This is a genomic window from Pseudomonas sp. Yb2C2 (assembly GCF_052112325.1).
GTDB lineage: Bacteria > Pseudomonadota > Gammaproteobacteria > Pseudomonadales > Pseudomonadaceae > Aquipseudomonas > Aquipseudomonas marginalis.
Genome location: NZ_JAVAJK010000014.1, coordinates 71,870 through 87,609 on the forward strand (window position 1 = coordinate 71,870; position 15,740 = coordinate 87,609).

Here is a 15,740-nt window from a genome sequence, read left to right on the forward strand (position 1 = left end):
CATGCTGACCGTCAATAACCTGAACGTGTATTACGGCGACAGCCATGTGCTGCGCAATCTCGACCTGACCCTCGCACCGGCCGAGTCCCTGGCGATCATGGGTCGCAACGGCATGGGCAAGACCACCCTGCTCAGAAGCCTGGTGGGCATGCTGCCGGCGCGCAGCGGCAGCATCACGCTGGCGGGCCGGGAACTCACCGCCAGCAAGAGCTATGAGCGGGTCGCCGCCGGGGTGGGCTTCGTGCCGCAGGGGCGGATGATTTTTCCGTACCTGACGGTGGAGGAAAATATCCTGACGGGCATGCAGGGCGCCCCTGCCGCACCGATTCCCGACTACATCTACGAGTACTTCCCGGTGCTGTTCGAGATGCGTCGACGCAAGGGCGGCAACCTCTCCGGCGGCCAGCAACAACAGCTGGCGATTGCCCGCGCGCTGGTCTCCAACCCCAAAGTGTTGATCCTGGATGAGCCGACCGAGGGCATTCAGCCGTCGATCATCAAGGACATCGCCCGGGCCCTGAACCTGCTGAAAAAAGAACGGGGATTTTCGCTGATCGTCTCCGAACAGGTGCTGTCGTTTGCGATGGCGGTGGCCGACCGTTACCTGATCATCGAGAAAGGCGAGTTCGTGCACAGCGAGGTCCGGGAAACCGTCGACCGCGAGCGCATCCTGCGCTACCTGACCATCTGAAACCGGACCTGGGAGCACACACCATGTTGATCCTCGACCGCATTCTGGGCCAGGCCAGCGACCCTGCCCTCGCCGACCGCTTGCATGACCTCAGCCACGCAGGCCTGGTCGAAACCCTCAGCCTGTCGGCCAGCGACATTCAGCGTCATCGCCTGCGCCTGGCCAGTGATCGCGGCACCGACTGTGCGATTCGGCTGGAGCGCCATCAGCAGCTGCGTAACGGCTCGGTGCTGATGCTCGACGGTCAGCGCGCCATCGTCGTGCACATGCAGGACGTGCACTTTCTCGACCTGCAACCGCGGGACGCTGCCGCCGCGCTGGAGCTGGGGTATTTCGCCGGCAACATGCACTGGGCCGTGCGCTTTGCAGGCACTGCGTTACGGATCCCGCTGAATGGCCCGGAGGCCGACTACCTCGAGCGTCTGGCGCCGCTGCTCGCGGACGGCCGGGTGCTGCGCCTATGAACGCCGCACCGGCCGAGTTGCGCAGCAGCCTGTTGGCACTGCAACAGGCCGACAGTTTTTTCCCTGGTGGTGCGGTTGCCTGGTCATGGGGCCTGGAAACGCTGGTGGCCGATGCGCGCCTGGGGCAGAACGCCGCGATGACCGACCCCGTCCCTGTCAGGCGCCGTCAGCGCGGCCTGCAGAATGATCGCAGCGTTCAGGTGCGGGCCTTCGTCGAAGGTCAATTGCGCCATCGCTGGAACAGTTTTGACCGGGTGTTTTTATGCGCCGCCTGGCATGCAGCGGCTGACCTCGCCACCCTGATGGACCTGGACAGTCACATCGAGGCCCTGACCCTGGCCGAGGAACTGCGCCAAGGCTCACGTCGCGTCGGCCAATCGTTGCTGGGCGTGCATGTCGCGCTCGGTACCCCCGGCGCTGCCGCTTACCAGCAACACGTGCTCGCCCGGGCAACGCCGGGGCATTTGCCGGTGTTGCAAGGGCTGCTGTGGCAACAACTCGGCATGCAACTCGAGCACTGCCAACTCGCCGCCGCCCATGGGCTGTGCACCGGATTGGTCAGTGCCGCTGTGCGCCTGGGCGTAATGGGGCATGTGGATGCGCAGCGGGTGCTCACCGACATCCAGCCCTTGCTGCTGCAACTGCTGGCTCAGGCGCCACTCACCCTCGACGACGCCAGCGGCTTCACACCCATGGCCGAGATCGCCGTGATGCGGCACGAAACCCAGGACCTCCGTCTTTTCGCCAATTGAGGTGGCGGGCACGAAAACGCCTGCTGCCGACACAGGAGCTTGAACATGCTGCTGACGCCCACCGAACTTGAGCGGCTGACGCTATACACCGCCGCCGAACTTGCGCGCAAACGCCGCACCAAAGGGCTGCGCCTGAACTTTCCGGAAGCCTCGGCGCTGATTGCCGATGAGATACTGGAAGGCGCCCGTGAGGGTCGCAGCGTGGCCGAGCTGATCGGTTTCGGCTCGACACTCCTCAACACTGACGACGTCATGCCCGGCGTGGCCGATCTGCTGCCGGTGCTGCAGGTGGAAGGTACGTTCCCCGATGGCACCAAACTGGTCACCGTGCATCAGCCGATTCGACCCGGGCAGTTGCCGTTGGCCGTCATGCCGACGCCTGGCGAAATCATCTCGCCCGAGGGCGATATACAACTCAACAGCGGTCGCCCCACGACCACCGTACGGGCCATCAATACCGGCGACCGGCCGGTGCAAATCGGCAGTCACTACCACTTTTTCGAAGTCAACAAGGCGCTGGATTTCCCGCGCGCCGCCGCCTTCGGCATGCACCTGGACATTCCCGCGGGCACCGCCGTACGTTTTGAGCCGGGGGAGTTGCGCGAAGTGCAGCTGGTGCAATTCGGCGGCACGGGGGACATCCACGGTTTCAGCGGTTTGACCAATGGCAACCTGCACGATCCGGCCTGCAAAGCCATCGCGCTTGATCGAGCCCGCGCACAACAGTTCAAGGGGGCGTGACCCATGGCAACAATGACGCGCAAGGAATACGCCGCGATGTACGGCCCCACCACCGGCGACGCGGTGCGCCTGGGGGATACGTCGCTGCTGGCCGAGGTGGAATTCGACTACGCGGTGCCCGGCGATGAATGCCTGCACGGCGGCGGCAAGACCCTGCGCGACGGCATGGGCCTGATGCCGGGGCATGACAGCGCAGACGGCGCGCTGGACATGCTGATCTGCAACGCGCTGATCATCGACCCGGTGATCGGCATCGTCAAAGGCGACATCGGCATCAAGGACGGCAAGATCGTGGCCATCGGCAAGGCCGGCAATCCGCAGGTCATGGACGGTGTCCATCCGCAATTGATCTGTGGCGTCGCAACCACCGTGCGCGACGCAGAAGGCCTGATCGTCACGCCGGGCGGGATCGATGTGCACGTGCATTTCGACTCGGCGCAACTGTGCGATCACGCGCTGGCGGCGGGCCTGACGACGCTGATCGGCGGCTCGCTCGGGCCGATTACCGTGGGGATCGACTGCGGCGGCGAATGGAACGTCGGCAAGATGCTGCAGGCCTCTGAAGCCTGGCCAATCAATTTCGGCTTTCTCGGCAGGGGCAATTCCAGCAAGCCGGAATCGCTGCTCGGCCAACTGCGCGGTGGCTGCCTGGGATTGAAGATCCACGAGGACTGGGGCGCGATGCCCGCCGTGATCGATACCTGCCTCAAGGTCGCCGATGAATACGACTTCCAGGTGCAGTTGCACACCGACACCCTGAATGAATCGGGTTTTCTCGAAGACACCCTGGCCGCCATCGGCGACCGCACAATCCACATGTACCACACCGAAGGCGCAGGCGGCGGCCACGCCCCGGACATCATCAGCGTGGCGGGAAAATCCAATTGCATCCCCTCCTCGACCAACCCGACCAACCCGTACACCGTCAACACCTTCGACGAGCACCTGGACATGATCATGGTCTGCCATCACCTCAATCCGGACGTGCCGGAAGACGTGGCGTTCGCCGAATCCAGAGTGCGTCCGCAGACCATCGCCGCCGAAGACATCCTGCACGACACCGGGGCGATTTCGATCCTGGGTTCCGACAGCCAGGGCATGGGGCGCATCAACGAGGTGATCTGCCGCACCTGGCAGCTGGCCTCGAAGATGAAAGACCAACGCGGCCGTCTACCGGAAGAAAAAACCGGATTGGGCGACAACGAACGCATCAAGCGTTACATCGCCAAGTATACGATCAACGCTGCGCGGGTGTTCGGCATCGACAGTTACATCGGCTCGCTGGAGCCGGGCAAGCTCGCTGACCTGGTGCTGTGGCGGCCGGCCTTTTTTGGCGTCAAGCCGGAGCTGGTGGTCAAGGGCGGGTTTATCGTGCACGGCGTGATGGGCGACTCGGCAGCCTCGCTGTACACCTGCGAGCCGCTGATCATGCGCCCGCAATGGGGGGCCTTTGGTGAGGCCAAACAGGCACTGTCGGTGAATTTCGTCAATCGCCTTGCGGTGGAGGCCGATACCGCTGAGAAACTGGGCCTGAAAAAAGCCCTGTTGCCGGCCTTCGGCACCCGCACGCTGCGCAAGTCCGACATGTTGCACAACGACGCCTGCCCGGACATTCGCGTCGACCCCCAGACCTTCGATGTGTACGCCGACGGTGAGCGCCTGACCTGCGAGCCGGTCAGCGAAGTGCCCCTGGCCCAGCGCTACATGCTGCGCTGATAACAGCCAATAAAAGGAACCTGCTAATGAGCACTGCATTCAACGCCGCACCGCAGCCGCAACCCCACCCCGGCGCCGCGCGCGTCGGGATCGGCGGCCCGGTCGGCTCGGGCAAGACTCGCCTGCTGGAGCAACTGATTCCGCGCTTCATCGCGCGCGGCACCGAGCTGGCCATCATCACCAACGACCTGGCGACCCGCGAGGACGCCGAACGCGTGCAGCGCAGCGGCCTGATCGACCCACAACGGGTGCTCGCGGTGGAAACCGGCGCCTGCCCGCACACGGCGATCCGCGAAGACCCGACGCTGAACCTGCAAATGGCCGACGAGCTGGAAGCGCGATTCGAGAACCTGGACCTGATCCTGATTGAGTCCGGCGGCGATAACCTGGCCTCGACCTTCTCGTTGGATCTGGTGGATTACTGGATCTTTGTCATTGATGTCGCCGGCGGCGATGACATCCCGCGCAAACGAGGGCCCGGCGTGTTGAGCTGTGATCTACTGGTGGTCAACAAATATGATCTGGCGCCCTATGTGGGCGTGGATCTGCCACGCATGCGTCGCGAGTCAGCCGAAGCCCGCAACGGCCGGCCCGTGCTGTTCACCAACTGCGCGACGGGTGACGGGGTCGACGCGGTCGTCGACGCCATCAGCCGCGCCGTGTTGTTTGACCGACCATGAACGCGCCGCAGGAACTGTTTCACCCGTTGATTGCACCGCCCAAGGCATCCTCGCAGGTGCAGGCCCGGATTGCCTTCAGCAAAGCGCCGTCCGGCGCCAGTTATATCAGCGAACAGCGCGTGGGCTATCCCTTTCATCTGGGCCGCACCCTGAAGCTGTCCGACGACCCGAAAGGCATGGCCGCCGTGTATGTGCAGTCTTGCTCGGGCGGGATTTTCGCAGGCCAGGATTTGCGGATGCACCTGCATGCCGGGCCGGACACTCAAGTGCATGTCAGCACTGGCGCGGCGACGGTAGCCCACAGTATGCTCGAGCAATCGGCACGGCAGACCGTCAGCCTCACCGCCGAACACGGAGCGCTACTGGAGTACCTGCCTATGGCGACGATCCTGTTTCCCCAGGCAAAACTGCACAGCCAGGTAAGGGTGAATCTGCACCCGGGCGCCAGGGTGATGCTGTGCGACGCGTTTTGCCTGCACACCCCCCAGGACAGTGCCGGCCTCTTCGATGTCTACCGCGCCGACCTGGAAGTGCGCTGCCCGGCAGGCCGCTTGCTGGCCGGCGATCGCCTGGCGCTGAACGGGCAAGACCTGCTGCGGCAATTACCGGGCGTCAGTGGTGCCTTCCAGACCCTGGCGACATTCATGCTCGTGGGTCAGGGCTTGCCTGTCGAAGCGCTGAAAACCGCATTGCGCAATGCCCTGCCCACTCACCCCGACAGCTATCTGGGTGTCAGCGCATTGCCCAACGATTGCGGGGTTTCATTACGCATCATGACCCTTGATGCCGTGTCACTGCGCAACAGCCTTCACATAGCCTGGGCGTGTGTACGTGAGCATCTGACCGGTGTGGCACCGCGTATGCGCCGCAAATGAGGAGTGACGATTGCAACCCACGCCGGCTGACGGCGTTCAGCGATTTTCTGTTCGACCGCTGGCAGGAGGCGCCGTGGGATCAATGACCTCATTCGCCGCAGCCGATGCATCGTAGGCATCTCGAACAGCCGCTAAGTTTCGTAGGAAATTTTGTAGGTCTTGCCTATCCGCTCGACATGTGCAAATCCAAGCTCGCCAAGGTGCATACCCGCGATAAGAATCTTGTCCGAGCTGACGACATCCAACAACTTTGAACGTGTGGCGGCGGAAAGCAGCGGGTCTTGGTCAAATGCAATGGATACGTCGGGACGCGCAATCTGGACTTGAGGGAAATGAACGATATCCCCCCAGATCAACAGACTCCTCTGATCGGATTCGAGGCGATAACCGGAATGCCCCGCCGTATGCCCCAGAAGGGGCGTCGCACTGATGCCAGGGAGGACTTCGTTATCAGTAAATGTGCGCATTTTCTCCCGATACTGATCGAACACCTTCCGAGCAAACAGAAAGTTGCCACGAGCACGCTCACTCGCTCGGCTGAGATTGCCATCGTCCTCCCAGAAAGAAACCTCACGCTGGTGCACGACCAACTCTGCATCGGGAAAGACAGCTGCCCCGGAAGAATCAACCAGCCCCCCAACATGGTCGGGATGTGCGTGAGTCAGGAGAATCGCGTCAATGTCAGAGGGTTGCACGCCAGCCAGTGCGAGATTGGCCTTCAGCTTTCCGCCCCACTGCTTGAAACCACCAGCCCCCGCATCGATGAGAATCGTGCGGCCCCTTCCACGCACCAGGTAACAGTTGATGTGGATCGAGGATGGGTCGCTCACGCCTGCGTCCTGCTGCAACTTGGACGCCTGCGCAGGATCGATATTGGAGAGGAGATCCAGACTTGCGCAAAGGTATCCGTCACTGATGGCCGTAATCGAAAACTCGCCGATCTGCTGGCCCGGAAATTTCATGTCGCTCATTGCAGCACTCCTTGCGCGTCATCAGTTCCGCGCGTAAATGGCAGCAGCTGGATAGCCGATGCAACGGATGCGCGCCGTTAGCCCCGCATGGCGCTCTACGGCCTCATCCAGTCGCGCCATGAAGACATCCATGACCGATGGCGTTCTGAGCGGTTCGAGGCGGTACCTGATTTCCGCGTAAGCAGGATGCCCGCGCCCTTGGCGAACAGAGACATAGATGACATGCACGTTGTCCAACGTAGCCTGGAGGACGTCCGTGCAAAGCCGAGTACATTCTTCAGTGAGTTCCGCCAGATTCGCCTCGGGCGGCATCTTTTCCGCCTGGATGAAGATTGTCAGGTTAGGCATGTCGGTTTTGCCCCGGCGTGTGGGGCAGTGCGCCACTGCCACTCGTCAACTGCGCGGTCATCGGAGCATAGAGGTGTACGTGGTTCGGAAGGGTATCCACATCGAGACGGATGGAGCTATCCAGCTTCGCCAGCCATCTGATTTCAGGGCACTTCTCCAATGCGACGGCGCGCATCCGATCAGGCGCCAGCCCCCTCTCGATGAGCGGCTCGGGACCGACTGCGCTTACGATCAGATGCTCGCCTTCACCGACGGCAGGCGCACGTTCAAGGGCGCCATACAGATTGCGGTGCCAATCGGTGATGTGCTGCTGCCAGCGTGCAAAATTGCCGCCGCCCTTCTGGCGATACTCATCGCCCTCAAGCACGGCCAGGCCGTCGATCGAATGCATGGCAAGGTAGACAGGACAACCCGTGCTCAACGCCTTGAAGCGCTGCGAGGTATGGAACCCGCTCACGGAAATAAGCGCGGGTAGTTTTTCCAGGCTATAGAAATCATTCCACTCGGCTTCGCTGGCGGGGTCGGTAAAGCTGCACTCGACGGTATAGATCATGGATAACGTCGCGGCCGAACATCGTGTGTCCGGCCCTCCTTGTTGATGTTCCATCACGGTATGGCCTTGACATCAACGAATAAAGCGATTTTTCGGTATGCTTCAGTGATAAAAGCTCAAGCTTATCTGGATCACCACCCTTAGACCGAGAACGCTTATGCGAAAGAAGATCCCGAGCAGCACGGCATTGACAGCATTCGAAGCGGCCGCTCGTCACGGCAGCTTCGCGCGCGCGGCAGAAGAACTGTCTTTGACTGAAGGCGCCATCAGTCGCCAGATTGGCCGGCTGGAAGCCTTCCTCGGTGTCGCGCTATTCGAACGAGTCGGCAATCGTGTCCGGCTCCTGCCCAACGGGGAACGCTACGCGGCCCAAGTTCGCGAATCGCTGGACCGCCTGGATCGGGACAGTCAGTACTTAATGGGGCAGCCGAACGATGGTGCGAGCCTGGACATCGCCACTATCCCGACGTTCGCGATGCGATGGCTCATTCCTCGCTTGACACGATTCCAGCAAAAGCATCCGAACATCACTGTGCATTTGGCCGAGCGCATGGACCCCTTCGTCCTGGCCGGGAGCGGATTCGATGCTGCCATCCATTTCGAGCACCCAGCGTGGACGGGTATGCGGACTCACCACCTTTTGCATGAAGTGCTGGTTCCTGTTTGTCATCCTGCATTGCTCCAAGAGAGCACAGGAGCAGCAACACTGGACATGCTTCCACGCCTGCACCGACGGCAGAACCCGGATGCCTGGCAGCGCTATTCCCTGGAAACGGGGATCCCACTTACCAATCCAGCGATTGGTGCGCGCTACGATCTTCACGGCATGTTGATCGAGGCGGCATTGGCCGGCCTCGGTGTTGCGCTGGTCCCGCGTCTTTACGTTGAAACTGAACTGGCGTTAGGACGTCTGGTCGCTCCGTGGCCAGAGGGGAAAACCATTTCCAAAACCTTCTGCCTCATCCTCCCCGAGCCCATCGCATTGAGCAGAGAGCCAATACAAGCGTTTGCTCAATGGATGCTGGACGAAGCGAAGAAAGCAACGACGGTTGAGTCGTAGGGAACCTCCTTTTGCAGGCCTGCCACCAGGTTGTCCCATACGTTTTTATGTATGCATCGATGCATGCCCCCGGTAATCAGGCAAGGTGCTTGAGCAAATCTAGTTGAGCTAAAATGCCGGAAACACAGACCTCAAGGACGCGCGATGATATTGCAACACAGGCCAGTGAAGGCTGATGACATCAAAACTATCTGTAGCTTTCCCCTGAACGCTCGGGAACTGTTTTATATGTTCCCGAAAGCTCAATACCCTCTGACTGAAGCTCAACTGTCTAACGCTATTACTCAACGATTCGACTCCACGGTTGTCGAGACCCGGAACAGCGTTGTCGGCTTTGCTAACTTCTATCGGGCTGAAACGGGTGGGGTTTGCTGTATCGGCAATGTCATCGTTGCCCAAGAGGCACGAGGTAAAGGTGTGGCGACCTTCATCGTGGAGACGATGACAGCTCTGGCGTTCGACCGCTACGACGCCACAGAGGTGCAGATCTCGTGCTTCAATGAAAATACAGCAGGCTTGCTGCTTTATCCAAAACTAGGCTTCTTGCCCTTTGCTGTCGAAGAGCGAATCTCCCTGGATAGTCGTAGATCAGCACTCATCCATATGACCCGCAGCAGAGCGGCCCGAGCATAATACTCACCTTGAAAGCCCGCTTAATGCAGCTGCTTTCAGGTATTCAGTCAGTTGCTTTGGTTCTGCTGTATCAGTGCTGAATGGGCAGCGCTGTGCAACAAGGATCAAGGGGTAAGTACTGCATTACCTCAGGTGGAAACAAGCGTTACGGGGTTTGATAGGATATTTATTACTTCTTGTCGAAGCATCCTGCTGAGTAGCCCAGCGGTCGCGCATAAACGTCAGTCCGGCTGTGAAAAACTGTCGAATCCACTAAGCCGCAGAGAAGAATGCCACTTTAGCGATAAGACGATCCGCTAAATCTGATAGCTCGATGCTGGCTGCTGCCACTTGGCGCGCGCCATTGGCCGACTCAACCGTCGAGCCATGAATGCGGTTGATGTTTTCAGCGACCTCATCGGTCACGCTACTCTGCTGCACGGAGGCACTCGCGATCTGGGCGTTCATATGACTGATAGCGGCAACCTGCTCACTGATCCTTGCCAACGCCTCCTGCGCACTGCGTGTTTGTGTGACCGTTTGGCTCGCCAACTCACAACTATCGCGCATGGTTTGAGATGCTGTTTCGGTACCCGATTGCAACGTACTGATCATCTCTCGAATTTCTTCGGTCGACTGCTGTGTCCGGTTGGCCAAAGAACGTACTTCGTCCGCTACCACCGCAAATCCACGCCCGTGCTCGCCAGCTCTAGCAGCCTCGATAGCTGCGTTCAAAGCAAGCAAATTGGTTTGCGAGGCGATGGAGTTGATTACGTCGATCACTGACGCAATATTTTCACTATGTTTGGACACCTGGTTCACGGTAGCAGTCGTTTGCTCGAGGGTTAATGCCAGCTGTTCGATAGCAACCGTGGTGCTTGCAACCAATTTGTTCCCACTTCCCACGTCAGTATCAGCCAACCGGGAGGCATCAGCTGCCTGCGCGGCATACCCGGATACTTCATTAACCGTCGCCGCCATTTGCATGATGGCTGCGGCTACCTGCTCGGCTTCGCGGGTTTGCAAGCTGGTCTGCTCATTATTAGCCGATGATGCGGCAGACAACTGGGTGGCCGAGTAATTGACTTCTTGGGCCGCCTTACGTACTTGACGAATGGTCTCTGCGAGATGGCCCAGCGTGTCTTTCAGGACGCCCATGACACTGCCGGGATACTCTGTGGAAATCGTTTGATTCAGATCACCAGCTGCCAGTCGCTCGATGGCCAATGCAACGTCTGTGGGCTCAGCACCCAGCGTGGATGTAACAAAGCGAATAAGTACAGCCGACAACGTGATGCTCAGCAGCAGGGCAATACCTGTCGCGATAAGCATCAGCGTACTGAACTGGCTGGCGGTTGCCTGCACTGCGCCCAACTTCGCCTTGATTGATGCTTCCTCGTAGTCGATCAATGCATTGACGCGCTTGAGCCACTCACTGTAATCCAAAGACGTTTGACGCATCAGCAGCGCCTGAGCCCCTGGTATGTCACCCGCCTGGCGCAGGGAGATTACCGCTCTGGTGGAGTTAAGGGTTTGTTGTTCGATGTCCTTGATAGCGCTCAGTAATCGAACCTCCTCGTCAGTTACGCTTGCGCCCTTGAACAACTGATCCATTGGAGCTGCCGAGTCAGAGTAGGCCTTTTCCAAGGCTGAGACTTCCGATAAGTGTTTTGCCAAATCCAAATCAGTCGTTACCAGCACGGCATCCCGAATAGCGATGGCACGGTTATGGACACTGCCTCGGAAATTGATTGCGTAGCGCTGCACCTTTGCGGCATTTTCGCTTACGTCGCCCAAGGTGGAGTCAATGAACGCAACGCGGTGAATGCCGATGGTGGTTATCAATATGAGCAGCGCCAGGATGGCCGCGAAACTAAGCCCTATGCGTGTGGCCAACGAAAGCGTTTTCTTCATGGAAATCTCGGAAACATGACCTGTACAGGCCTGTGTTGATTTGGAAGACGCGAACGGTGCTACCAGCCCATCACGCTTAATACCTCCACGATACGTAGACGCAGAATGGTCATCCAGTTAGTAATACGCACGGCCATGATAGCTCATAGCTATCATGGCCGTGCGCATGCTTCACAGTGGGCCTCGCGAGTTAGACAGCAGGTACCAAGGCAGAGAGCGTATGGGTAAACGTCACGCCTGAGGAGCTTCACCGGAACCGTACTTAGCGAGCAATCATCCCGGCAGCTTGTTCGGTTGCTTCAGTCGTGCGAGTTGCGAGCTTGCGAACTTCGTCTGCAACGACCGCAAAGCCACGGCCCGCTTCGCCCGCGCGCGCCGCCTCAATCGCCGCGTTGAGCGCCAAGAGTGTTGGGGATCATCGCCCCATCATGGCACGCTCAGTCAACTCTGGCCGTTGCGCTCAAGCATCACCCACCACCGGGACTTAAAGTCGAAGTGCCAGGGGACATTCCCCCGCTCACAATTCCAAGAATAGAGCCACTTCGATGAGTCTGACTAAATCTTTGCCAGCGTGCCTGGCACTCAGCTTCGCATCATTTGCCGCCCATGCAGCCGACGGCCCTCCTCCACCGTCCGTAAGCCAACCCAGCGGTATCAACCTGGGCGGCACCAGCTTCTACGACGGGTTTGCGGGGCCACCCGGGCTGACTCACCAGACCTACCTGAAGTTCAGCACCGCCAGTAGCATCAGGACCAACGGCGGCAAGAAAAACGGCGCCTTCGATGACCCGAAGATCAACGTCATCACGATGATCAATCAGCTGAGCTACTACTCACCCGACACCTTCGCGGGAGGGGCACACCTGGGTTGGAGCCTGCTGGTCCCCGTTGTTTCCCTGGACGGCGATTTCGGTGACAACGGTGCCAAGCCCAAGGACAACGCTACCGGCATGGGCGATGTCACGGTCGGGCCACAGGTCCAGTTCGATCCGATCGTCGACGCCAGCGGCCGGCCGGTTTTCGTCCAGCGCATGGCCTTCGACATCATTCTACCAACGGGCAAGTACGACAAAGACAAAGACCTGAACCCAGGCTCCAACCACTTCTCCCTGAACCCCTACTGGGCAGCGACCTGGATGCCGGCACCCCGTTGGGAAGTAAGCTGGAGGCTGAACTATCTGTACAACTTCAAGAACGACGATCCGGCGAGCAGTTCGCAGCAGTTCTTTGAAGGGCAAGCGGTGCGCGACACCCAGTCAGGACAGTCGGCATGGGCCAACTTCACCGCCTCGTACGAAGTGTTCCCGAAGGTCTCGGTCGGCATCAACGGCTACTACTTCCGGCAGATTTCGGATGACAAGGTCAACGGCAGCCCCCTAACCGACTCCCGGGAAAAGGTGCTGGGCTTTGGCCCGGGCCTGTTCTGGAAAATCACCGAAGACAAAGCCTTCTGGCTCAACACCTATAAAGAAACCGGCGTCGAGAATCGCTCCCGAGCGGATTACCAGGTGCAGGTTCGCTACGTTCACAAGTTCTGATTGACGTGTAGGCCGGCTCACGCATGAGCGGGCTCTTTACCTGAGGTGATGCTTCATGAACGCACTCGACTCCATCGACAGCAAAAAATCACTGGGCGCCATCTGCCTGATGATGGTCATTTCCCTGGGGACGCTGCAGATCCAGCCGATCCTGGGCGGTGCCTTGATCGACCAGCTCGGCCTGCCGCTCAATGCAATCGGCGCGATCTTCGCTGCGGAACTCATGGCGATGGCCATCGCCTGCGGGGGCTGCGCCCTGTTCATGGCGAGCGTCGACCGGCGCCGCTTCGCCCTGGTGGCCTTGTTGATCCTGGCATTGGGTAACCTGGTCAGCACACAACTGCACAGCCAGGCCGGACTGGTCATTTCCAGGATGATCTGCGGCGCCAGCGGCGGCGCGGTCATGGCGGTGGTCTATGCCACCGCAGCGCTGCGCACGTCCAAGGATGCGACCTTCGCGGTCATCAACATCGGCAACCTGCTGTGGGGCATGCTGCTGGTGACCTCCATGCCGCTGGTCCTTCAAACATTTGGCGTGAATGGGGCGTTTTCCCTGTTGGCGATCACCAGCGTGCTCGCGGCGCTGGGTTGCCGGAGAGTGCCCAAGCGCTACCCGGACGCCCATCGCGCGGCCAATGGCTCGATCCAGCCATTCGGTCTCACCGCCATGCTGTTGATCCTGCTGTTTGCCCTGCTGTTCTTCGGTCACTCGGCCCTGTGGGTGTACCAGGAACGCATCGGCAAGAGCATCGGCCTGGAGCCCCAGCAGATTGGCGGCATCCTCGGCGGCAGCATTCTTGCCGGTGCCCTTGGCGCCGGCCTGGCCGGTCTGATCGGACGGCGCCTGGGCCTGCTGTTTCCGCAACTGTTGAGCTTCGGCACGGCATTGCTGGCGACCTTGATCATGGTCTATGGCACCAGCCCCGTTGCCTTTATCACCACGGCCTGCTTGATTCATATGGTCTGGTTTTTCAGCCTGCCCTACCTGCTTTCCATGGCGGCGGAACTGGACCCTTCCGGTCGATTGGCGGGCCTGGGTAACGCCGCCATTTTCGTCGGCCAGGGGCTGGGGCCATTCGGGGCTGCGCTGGTCGTCGGCGAGGGACACTTCCGGGCGGTGGGGTGGCTGGCCGCTTCCGCCTATTTGCTAGCCTTGATTATCTCGTGCCTGGTCGTTGCCCGCTTTCGGCGCGGCGTAAAACCTTCCGGGCCGGCCATGTCTGCACAATCGGCCTGACGCTGCACCTTGCAAATGAATGAAACCGCACACTGATGAGATTGCCAGATGACCATTCAATACCCTCAGACACCTGAGTTTAGCGGCGCACTCTACACACCCAGCCGGGTGGAAGCCGACGTGTTTGACCTGGAGATCGAAGGCATTCTTCCCGCTTCGATCCACGGGACTTTTTATCAAGTCGCGCCAGACCCGCAGTATCCCCCCATGCTGGGCACCGATATCTTTTTTAACGGTGACGGCATGGTTAGCCGCTTTCATTTTGCCAACGGTAAGGCCTCGCTGCGACGCCGCTACGTGAAAACCGATCGCCTGCTGGCCCAGCGCCGGGAAGGCCGCTCGCTCAATGGTATTTATCGCAACGCTTTCACCAATGACCCCCTCGCGGCGAAAAACAACACCACCGCCAACACCACCGTCATCCCTCACAACGGCGTCCTGTTGGCGCTCAAGGAAGATGCCCTGCCTTGGGCGATGGATCTCGAAACCCTGGAGACCCTCGGCGAATGGACCTTTGATGGGCAGATCAAAGCCGCGACGTTCACCGCCCACCCCAAGCTCGATCCGGTGACAGGCAACCTGCTGGCCTGCAGTTATGAAGCCAAAGGCGACGGCACGCCAGACCTGGCCTACTTCGAACTCTCTCCGGACGGAAAACTGCTGCACGAGATCTGGTTCCAGGCGCCTTATGCGGCGATGGTGCATGATTTCGCGGTGACCGAACGGTACGTGGTGTTCCCGTTGATTCCGTTGACGGTGGACGTCGAGCGCATGAAAAACGGCGGCCCGCATTTCCAGTGGCAACCCGATCTGCCTCAGCTGTTCGCGGTCGTACCGCGTAACGGGTGTGCGCAAGATGTACGTTGGTTCAAGGGGCCCAAGGACGGCTTCCAGGGGCACACACTGAATGCGTTCGATGAGGACGGCAAGGTGTATGTCGACATGCCCGTCACCGGCGGCAACATCTTCTACTTCTTCCCCCAGGCCGACGGCTACGTACCACCGCCTGAAACCCTGGCCGCCAGCCTGATGCGCTGGACCTTCGACCTGAATGGCGCGCAGGAGAACGTTCAACCGCAGCCACTGACGGAATATCCCTGCGAGTTTCCACGGTGTGATGATCGCTACATCGGTCGAAAGTACCAGCATGGTTTTCTGCTCGCCTTTGATCCTGAGCGTCCTTACAACCCGGCGAATGGGCCGATTCCCTTCCAGTTTTTCAACCTGCTGGCGCACCTGGACCTGCAGACAGGTCGCACCGACGCCTGGTTTCCCGGCGACAGCGGATGCTTCCAGGAACCCATCTTCATACCGCGCTCGGCGGATGCAGAGGAAGCCGATGGCTACGTGGTTGCCATGCTCAACCTCATTGCCGAAGGGCGCAGCGAACTGGTCGTGCTGGACACCCGTGACATGGCCAGCGGCCCCATTGCCCGCATCAGGATTCCCTTCCGGATGCGCATGTCGCTGCATGGCTGCTGGGCACCAAGCGATTGATTGGCATCAGGCCCTGATATCCGTCAATTAAGCACAATCCCTGTGGGAGCGAGCTTTCTCGCGATGGCGGCGGTTCAATTACATGAGTATT

The 15,740-nt window shown here is 59.9% G+C and carries 15 protein-coding genes and 3 pseudogenes; 12 read left to right on the forward strand and 6 right to left on the reverse strand.

What is annotated here, in order from left to right; translation table 11 throughout:
* The first annotated feature begins 1 nt into the window (after position 1).
* The 7 genes from urtE to Q8X51_RS19890 are packed head-to-tail and all read left to right on the forward strand — an operon-like array spanning position 2 to position 5,919.
* Complete coding sequence (gene urtE, locus Q8X51_RS19860; RefSeq protein ID WP_027603386.1) at positions 2-691, forward strand: urea ABC transporter ATP-binding subunit UrtE; 690 nt, start codon at positions 2-4, stop codon at positions 689-691.
* A 23-nt stretch (positions 692-714) separates the two neighbouring features.
* Positions 715-1,155: an urease accessory protein UreE gene (ureE, locus tag Q8X51_RS19865; protein ID WP_065947803.1), complete on the forward strand. Its 441-nt coding sequence runs from the start codon at positions 715-717 to the stop codon at positions 1,153-1,155.
* Complete coding sequence (locus Q8X51_RS19870) at positions 1,152-1,907, forward strand: urease accessory protein UreF (protein ID WP_323146692.1); 756 nt, start codon at positions 1,152-1,154, stop codon at positions 1,905-1,907. The genes ureE and Q8X51_RS19870 overlap by 4 nt, the downstream gene beginning before the upstream one ends.
* A gap of 45 nt (positions 1,908-1,952) precedes the next feature.
* On the forward strand, positions 1,953-2,648 hold the full coding sequence (locus Q8X51_RS19875; RefSeq protein WP_137212780.1) for an urease subunit beta: 696 nt from the start codon (positions 1,953-1,955) through the stop codon (positions 2,646-2,648).
* 3 nt (positions 2,649-2,651) lie between these two features.
* Positions 2,652-4,364 carry an urease subunit alpha gene (gene ureC / locus Q8X51_RS19880; RefSeq protein ID WP_065947804.1) on the forward strand — a complete coding sequence of 571 codons (1,713 nt, stop codon included), beginning with the start codon at positions 2,652-2,654 and terminating at the stop codon, positions 4,362-4,364.
* Positions 4,365-4,390: 26 nt separating this feature from the next.
* Positions 4,391-5,044 (forward strand): urease accessory protein UreG, encoded by a 654-nt coding sequence (gene ureG / locus Q8X51_RS19885; protein ID WP_027603381.1) that lies wholly within the window; start codon positions 4,391-4,393, stop codon positions 5,042-5,044.
* A complete protein-coding gene (locus Q8X51_RS19890) occupies positions 5,041-5,919 on the forward strand; it encodes an urease accessory protein UreD (RefSeq protein ID WP_407694621.1) in 879 nt (292 codons plus the stop codon). The genes ureG and Q8X51_RS19890 overlap by 4 nt, the downstream gene beginning before the upstream one ends.
* 131 nt (positions 5,920-6,050) lie before the next feature.
* On the opposite strand, the gene Q8X51_RS19895 is transcribed toward Q8X51_RS19890, so the two are convergent.
* The 3 genes from Q8X51_RS19895 to Q8X51_RS19905 are packed head-to-tail and all read right to left on the reverse strand — an operon-like array spanning position 6,051 to position 7,791.
* Complete coding sequence (locus Q8X51_RS19895; protein ID WP_065926075.1) at positions 6,051-6,890, reverse strand: MBL fold metallo-hydrolase; 840 nt, start codon at positions 6,888-6,890, stop codon at positions 6,051-6,053.
* Positions 6,891-6,911: 21 nt separating this feature from the next.
* Positions 6,912-7,238: a hypothetical protein gene (locus tag Q8X51_RS19900; protein ID WP_065926074.1), complete on the reverse strand. Its 327-nt coding sequence runs from the start codon at positions 7,236-7,238 to the stop codon at positions 6,912-6,914.
* Positions 7,231-7,791 carry a sugar ABC transporter gene (locus Q8X51_RS19905; protein ID WP_074845708.1) on the reverse strand — a complete coding sequence of 187 codons (561 nt, stop codon included), beginning with the start codon at positions 7,789-7,791 and terminating at the stop codon, positions 7,231-7,233. Before Q8X51_RS19905 ends, Q8X51_RS19900 begins: the two co-directional genes overlap by 8 nt.
* Before the next feature lie 157 nt (positions 7,792-7,948).
* Here Q8X51_RS19905 and Q8X51_RS19910 point away from each other — a divergent pair, with 157 nt between their 5' ends.
* Positions 7,949-8,851 (forward strand): LysR substrate-binding domain-containing protein, encoded by a 903-nt coding sequence (locus Q8X51_RS19910; RefSeq protein ID WP_065947806.1) that lies wholly within the window; start codon positions 7,949-7,951, stop codon positions 8,849-8,851.
* 144 nt (positions 8,852-8,995) lie between these two features.
* Positions 8,996-9,484 (forward strand): GNAT family N-acetyltransferase, encoded by a 489-nt coding sequence (locus Q8X51_RS19915; protein ID WP_074845701.1) that lies wholly within the window; start codon positions 8,996-8,998, stop codon positions 9,482-9,484.
* A 252-nt stretch (positions 9,485-9,736) separates the two neighbouring features.
* On the opposite strand, the pseudogene Q8X51_RS19920 reads toward Q8X51_RS19915, so the two are convergent.
* From Q8X51_RS19920 to Q8X51_RS19930, 3 pseudogenes are all read right to left on the reverse strand, one after another.
* Positions 9,737-10,258: pseudogene (locus Q8X51_RS19920) on the reverse strand (methyl-accepting chemotaxis protein); the annotation flags it as partial.
* A gap of 609 nt (positions 10,259-10,867) precedes the next feature.
* Positions 10,868-11,377: pseudogene (locus Q8X51_RS19925) on the reverse strand (MCP four helix bundle domain-containing protein); the annotation flags it as partial.
* 271 nt (positions 11,378-11,648) lie between these two features.
* A pseudogene (locus Q8X51_RS19930) lies at positions 11,649-11,783 on the reverse strand (methyl-accepting chemotaxis protein); the annotation flags it as partial.
* 139 nt (positions 11,784-11,922) lie between these two features.
* On the opposite strand from Q8X51_RS19930, the gene Q8X51_RS19935 reads away from it, so the two are divergent.
* The 3 genes from Q8X51_RS19935 to Q8X51_RS19945 are packed head-to-tail and all read left to right on the forward strand — an operon-like array spanning position 11,923 to position 15,649.
* Positions 11,923-12,915, forward strand: a complete 993-nt coding sequence (locus tag Q8X51_RS19935) for a SphA family protein (protein ID WP_407694622.1) — start codon at positions 11,923-11,925, stop codon at positions 12,913-12,915.
* A gap of 55 nt (positions 12,916-12,970) precedes the next feature.
* Positions 12,971-14,152: an MFS transporter gene (locus Q8X51_RS19940; protein WP_065947808.1), complete on the forward strand. Its 1,182-nt coding sequence runs from the start codon at positions 12,971-12,973 to the stop codon at positions 14,150-14,152.
* Between the two features lie 48 nt (positions 14,153-14,200).
* Positions 14,201-15,649 (forward strand): carotenoid oxygenase family protein, encoded by a 1,449-nt coding sequence (locus Q8X51_RS19945; RefSeq protein ID WP_407694623.1) that lies wholly within the window; start codon positions 14,201-14,203, stop codon positions 15,647-15,649.
* The last annotated feature ends 91 nt before the right edge of the window (positions 15,650-15,740 follow it).